5 protein-coding genes are annotated in these 4,864 nt (G+C 69.2%); 4 read left to right on the forward strand and 1 reads right to left on the reverse strand.

Translation table 11 applies throughout. From position 1 onward, the window contains the following. Positions 1–117 precede the first annotated feature (117 nt). From Q0C81_RS16015 to Q0C81_RS16030, 4 genes are read left to right on the forward strand one after another with little or no spacing between them, the layout of a single operon-like run. Positions 118–642 carry a hypothetical protein gene (locus tag Q0C81_RS16015; RefSeq protein WP_291840191.1) on the forward strand — a complete coding sequence of 175 codons (525 nt, stop codon included), beginning with the start codon at positions 118–120 and terminating at the stop codon, positions 640–642. Then, entirely contained in the window at positions 639–2,678 is a 2,040-nt protein-coding gene (gene mrdA, locus Q0C81_RS16020) for a penicillin-binding protein 2 (protein WP_291840195.1), read from the forward strand. Before Q0C81_RS16015 ends, mrdA begins: the two co-directional genes overlap by 4 nt. Then, complete coding sequence (gene rodA / locus Q0C81_RS16025; protein WP_291840198.1) at positions 2,675–3,832, forward strand: rod shape-determining protein RodA; 1,158 nt, start codon at positions 2,675–2,677, stop codon at positions 3,830–3,832. Before mrdA ends, rodA begins: the two co-directional genes overlap by 4 nt. Positions 3,833–3,859: 27 nt before the next feature. Beyond that, positions 3,860–4,345: a DUF6173 family protein gene (locus Q0C81_RS16030; RefSeq protein ID WP_291840201.1), complete on the forward strand. Its 486-nt coding sequence runs from the start codon at positions 3,860–3,862 to the stop codon at positions 4,343–4,345. A 78-nt stretch (positions 4,346–4,423) separates the two neighbouring features. On the opposite strand, the gene Q0C81_RS16035 is transcribed toward Q0C81_RS16030, so the two are convergent. After that, a partial coding sequence (locus Q0C81_RS16035) for an alpha/beta fold hydrolase (RefSeq protein ID WP_367118033.1) occupies positions 4,424–4,864 on the reverse strand: 441 nt, incomplete at its 5' end.

The raw sequence follows: 4,864 nt of genomic DNA on the forward strand, positions 1-4,864 counted from the left end.
GCCGGTTCCGACGCCCGCGCCCGTCGCGCCGCGCCAGCAGACCGCTCCGCCGCCCGCCCGGCCCGCGCCGCAACCGGTTCAGCCGGCGCCGCAAGAGACGCCCTCGGGAGGGACCGAATGAGACGGCCCGTCGCGGTCCGCGTCGTCGGGCCGGTGCAGTGGATCGTCTATCCGGCCCTCATCACGGTCGCGGTGACCATGATCCTGGCCACGCCGGTCAAGCTGTTCGGCTTCAGCCTGCCTGAGCCGGTCATCCCGCTGGTGCTGGCCTTCGCCTGGCCGCTGATCCGTCCGTCTTGGGTGGCGCCGATGGTGCTGATGGGCGTGGGCCTGTTCCTGGACATCTTCTGGGGCGGGCAGGGGCTGCTGGGCATGTGGGCCCTGGCCCTGCTGGCCGTCTACGCCGTGGTGCTGGGCGCCCGGTCGTTCCTGATCGGCCAGGACACGGCCGTCCTGTTCATCTGGTACGCTTCGTGCTGCGGCCTGGCCTTCTCGATCTGCTACGCGATCGCGTCGTTCAAGATCGGCAACATGCCCAGCATCCTGGCCCTCCTGGGCCAGGTCGTGCCGACGCTGCTGCTGTTCCCGTTCGCGAACACCATGATCGAGCGGTTCGACGACGGCGATGTGAGGTTCCGATGAGCTCGGAACCGTCCATCATCTTCTCGGATCCGAACGAGCGTCAGGGCTCGTTCCTGCGCCGCACCTTCGTGCTGGGCGGCCTGACGACGCTTGGGGGGCTGGCCCTGACCGGCCGTCTGGCCCAGCTGCAGGTGTTCCAGGCGCACGAATATTCGACCCTGGCCAGCCAGAACCAGTTCAACTTCCGCCTGGTGCCGCCGCCGCGCGGGCGGGTGCTGGACCGCAACGGCGTGGTCATCGCCGGCAACCGTCCCAGCTTCCGCGTGCTTGTCGTGCGCGACGAGACCAAGGACCTGGACCAGACCCTGGACCTGCTGGGCCGGCTGCTGCCCGACACCCTGGACCGCCGCCGCACGATCATCCGCGACGTCAACGCCGCGCCGCGCTTCTCGCCGGTGCCGGTCAAGAGCGACCTGACCTGGGAGGAGTTCGCCCGGGTCAACCTGTACGCCAACGAGCTGCCCGGCGTGATGGCCGACATGAATGAGGCGCGCTTCTATCCGTTCGGCGGCGCCTTCGCCCACGTCATCGGCTATGTCGCCAAGGTCTCGGACCGCGACATCAAGGCGATCCGCGACAAGGGGGAAGAACCGCCCCAGATCCTCTACAACCCGGGCTTCCGTATCGGGCGGCAGGGCCTGGAGAAGTCGCTCGACAAGGACCTGCGCGGCGAGGCCGGCGGCACCCGGGTCGAGGTCGACGCGCGCGGGCGGGTGGTGGCCGAGGACATCGGCGGGTCGCGCCCGGCGGTGCCGGGCAAGGACGTGGTCCTGACGCTGGACGCCGACGTGCAGAACCGTGCGCTGGAGGTGTTCGACGACGAGAGCGGCAGCTGCGTCGTGATGGATGTGCGCAACGGCGACATCCTGTGCATGACCTCGTCGCCGTCGTTCGATCCCAATCTGTTCGTCGGCGGCGTGCCGACCTCGATCTATCGGGCGCTCGCCGACTATGAGCGCAAGCCGCTGCTGGACAAGGCGATCAACGGCACCTTCCCGCCGGGATCGACGTTCAAGCCGGCCACGGCGCTGGCGCTGCTGGCGGCGGGGGTCAATCCCGCCCAGCGGGTGGTGTGCACCGGCAGCTTCCGGAACGGCAACCGGACGCAGCGCTGCTGGGGCGTGCACGGTTCGCAGGACATGCACAACGCCATCAAGAACTCGTGCGACGTCTACTTCTATTCCATGTGCAACCGCGCGGGCGTGGACGGCATCCGCGACGCGGCGCTGAAGCTGGGCTTCGAGCATGAGTTCGACATCGGCGTCGGCAACCAGCGCAAGGGCCTGCTGCCGTCCACGGCGTGGAAGCGCAGGACCTTCCCCCGCGATCCCGTCTGGCATCCGGGCGAGACGACCTCGGTGGCGATCGGCCAGGGCGCTGTGCTGGTCAATGCGCTGCAACTGGCGGTCTACACCTCGCGCCTGGCCAACGGACGCAAGGCGATCCAGCCCCGGCTGATCAAGTCGGTCGGCGGCGTGGAGCGGCCGAGCGGCGGCGACGTGCCGGATCTGGAGTTCTCGCGCGAACACCTGGAGATCGTGCGGCAGGGCATGATCGCGGTGGCCAACGACACCTCGGGCACCGCCTATCGCCAGAGCCAGCTGGGCCTGGGCGACATCCAGATGGCGGGCAAGACCGGCACGGCGCAGTCGCGCGACTACCGTCCCGGCCAGTCGCGCAAGTCGAACGTCTGGGCCGAGAAGGACCACAACCTGTTCATCGCCTTCGCCCCGATCGACGCGCCGCGCTACGCCGTGGCCGTGATCATCGAGCACGGCGGCCGCGGCGGGGGCACCGCCGGCGCGCCCCGCGCCCGCGAGGTGATGCGCACGGCGCTGCTGAAGGACCCGGAGATGCGCGACCGCATCACCCGGCCTCTGCCGCCCGAGCCCACCGGTCCCCAGATCGACGAGGGCGACATCGGCGCCGCGCCGGAGCCGGACATCCCGGCGACGCCCGAGCCGCAGGCCCCGCGCGCCGCGGCGCCCAGCGCGACCTCCGGTCCGCGCCCCTATAATCCGGACGCTCCGCAATGACCGCCTCGGCCCTGACCCGTCCCGGCGAGCGCGAGCGGCTGGTCGTCAAGATCGGCCAGATCGACTGGCGCTTCACCAGCCTGCTGTGCGTGATCGCCGGCATCGGCGCGATGATGCTGTATTCGGTCGCCGGCGGCTCTTGGGAGCCTTGGGCGGCCCGCCACCTGATCCGCTTCGGCGTCCTGCTGGTGGTGATGCTGGCGCTGTCGATGGTTCACCTGAAGTGGTGGTTCCGCCTGTCCTATCCGATCTACGGCGTCGCCCTGCTGATGCTGGCGGCGATCGAGGTGCCGGGCCTGGGCTACACCGCGATGGGCGCGACCCGCTGGCTGGACGTCGGCGTCACCCGCATCCAGCCGTCCGAGATCATGAAGATCGGCCTCGTGCTGGCCCTGGCCCGCTGGTACCACAGCGCCTCCGCCAAGGAGGCCAGCTTCCACTGGAAGCTGATCGTTCCGGCCGCCATGATCGGCTTGCCGTTCCTGCTGGTGGCGCACCAGCCCGACCTGGGCTCGGCCATGCTGCTGGGCCTGACCGGCGCGGCGATCATGTTCATGGCCGGCCTGAGCTGGAAGATCATCGCGGGGGTCACGGTCCCCACCCTGGTCGCCGTGCCCTTCTATGTGATGTTCGGCATGCACGACTATCAGCGCCACCGTGTGCTGACCTTCCTCAACCCGGAAGGCGATCCGACGGGCACCGGCTATCACATCACCCAGTCGAAGATCGCGATGGGTTCGGGCGGTCTGCTGGGCAAGGGCTATGGCCTGGGCAGCCAGAGCCAGCTGGAGTTCCTGCCCGAGAAGCACACCGACTTCATCTTCGCGGCCCTGTCGGAGGAGTTCGGCTTCCTCGGCTCCTTCACCGTGATCGCCTGCTACATCGCCATCATCCTGATCGCGCTGCGCATCGCCTCCCTGTCGCACAGCCACTACGGCCGTCTGGGCGCGGCGGGGGTGACGGCGACCTTCGCCCTCTACGTCCTGATCAACGGGGCCATGGTGATGGGTCTGGCGCCGGTCGTGGGCGTGCCCATGCCGCTGCTGTCCTACGGCGGCACGGTGATGCTGACGGTGATGATCGGCTTCGGCCTGGTGCTGGCGACCCGCGTGAACCGCTACGCCGAACTGCCGAAGGGCCACAGCCTGTTCTAGGGCGCTCGAACTCCCTAGATTGGGGGCATGCCCGACACGCCCGCTCCTGACGCCGCCGCTCCCGACGCCCCTGTCGTCGCTCCGCCCTCGATGTTCTCGGATTGCGGCGACAAGCCCTGTCCCGAGCCCGTCCTGCCCAGCGCCACGCCGGAGCAGGCCGCCGCCCTGACGGACGGCGTGCGGATGCGCGAGAACCCCGCCGAATGGGCCTTCGTGCGCCTCTCCAAGCTGATCGAGGACTATGAGAAGGGGCTCGACAAGGACGAGGAGGTGGCCGCGCGCGTCGTCGGCCTGCCCGGCGACGGCGTCATGCAGATCGAGGACGTCGGCTTCTGGGGGCCGGACTTCATCCTGTTCCTGGGGCGCAACAGCGAGGGCCGCCCGGTCCGCCTGATCCAGCACTACGCCCAGATCAACGTCCTGCTCGACGCCCGCCGCAAGCCGGAGGAGCGCGAGGCGCGCCGCATCGGCTTCCAGCTGTCGGAGCTGGTGGAGAAGACGAACCCGAAGTGAGTGAAAATAGGCAGTAGGCAGTAGGGAAGCGGTCCCGGAGGAATTCTCCGTCGCCCTACTGCCTGTTCCCTACTGCCTTCAGAGCGAAGCGGCCCAATCCGTCGCGCGGACCAGGCTGTCGATGATGCCCGGTTCGCTGGAGGCGTGGCCGGAATCGCCGATGACGTCGAGCTTGGCCTCGGGCCAGGCGCGGTGCAGGGCCCAGGCGCTGGTCATCGGCGTCACCACGTCGAACCGGCCCTGCGCGATCCAGCACGGGATGTGGCGGATGCGGTGGACGTTTTTCAGCAGCCAGCCTTCCTCGGGGAAGAAGCCGCCGTTGGTGAAGTACCAGTTCTCGATGCGGGCGAAGGCGACCGCGAAATCGGGCTCGGCGAACTTGTCCGGGCGGGCGGCGGGGCCCTGCACGCTGACGGTATCGCCTTCCCAGCTGGACCAGGCGATGGCGCAGCGTTCGCGCTCGGCCTGATCGTCGCCGATCAGCCGCTTGTAGTAGGCGGCCATCAGGTCGTGGCGCTC

It is taken from the genome of Brevundimonas sp. (assembly GCF_023259385.1).
Taxonomy (GTDB): Bacteria; Pseudomonadota; Alphaproteobacteria; order Caulobacterales; family Caulobacteraceae; genus Brevundimonas.

Excerpts from the sequence above, each read along its gene's own strand:
- Q0C81_RS16015 (WP_291840191.1), top strand. The coding sequence starts at position 118 with ATGAGACGGCCCGTCGCGGTCCGCGTCGTCGGGCCGGTGCAGTGGATC.
- mrdA (WP_291840195.1), top strand. The coding sequence starts at position 639 with ATGAGCTCGGAACCGTCCATCATCTTCTCGGATCCGAACGAGCGTCAG.
- rodA (WP_291840198.1), top strand. The coding sequence starts at position 2,675 with ATGACCGCCTCGGCCCTGACCCGTCCCGGCGAGCGCGAGCGGCTGGTC.
- Q0C81_RS16030 (WP_291840201.1), top strand. The coding sequence starts at position 3,860 with ATGCCCGACACGCCCGCTCCTGACGCCGCCGCTCCCGACGCCCCTGTC.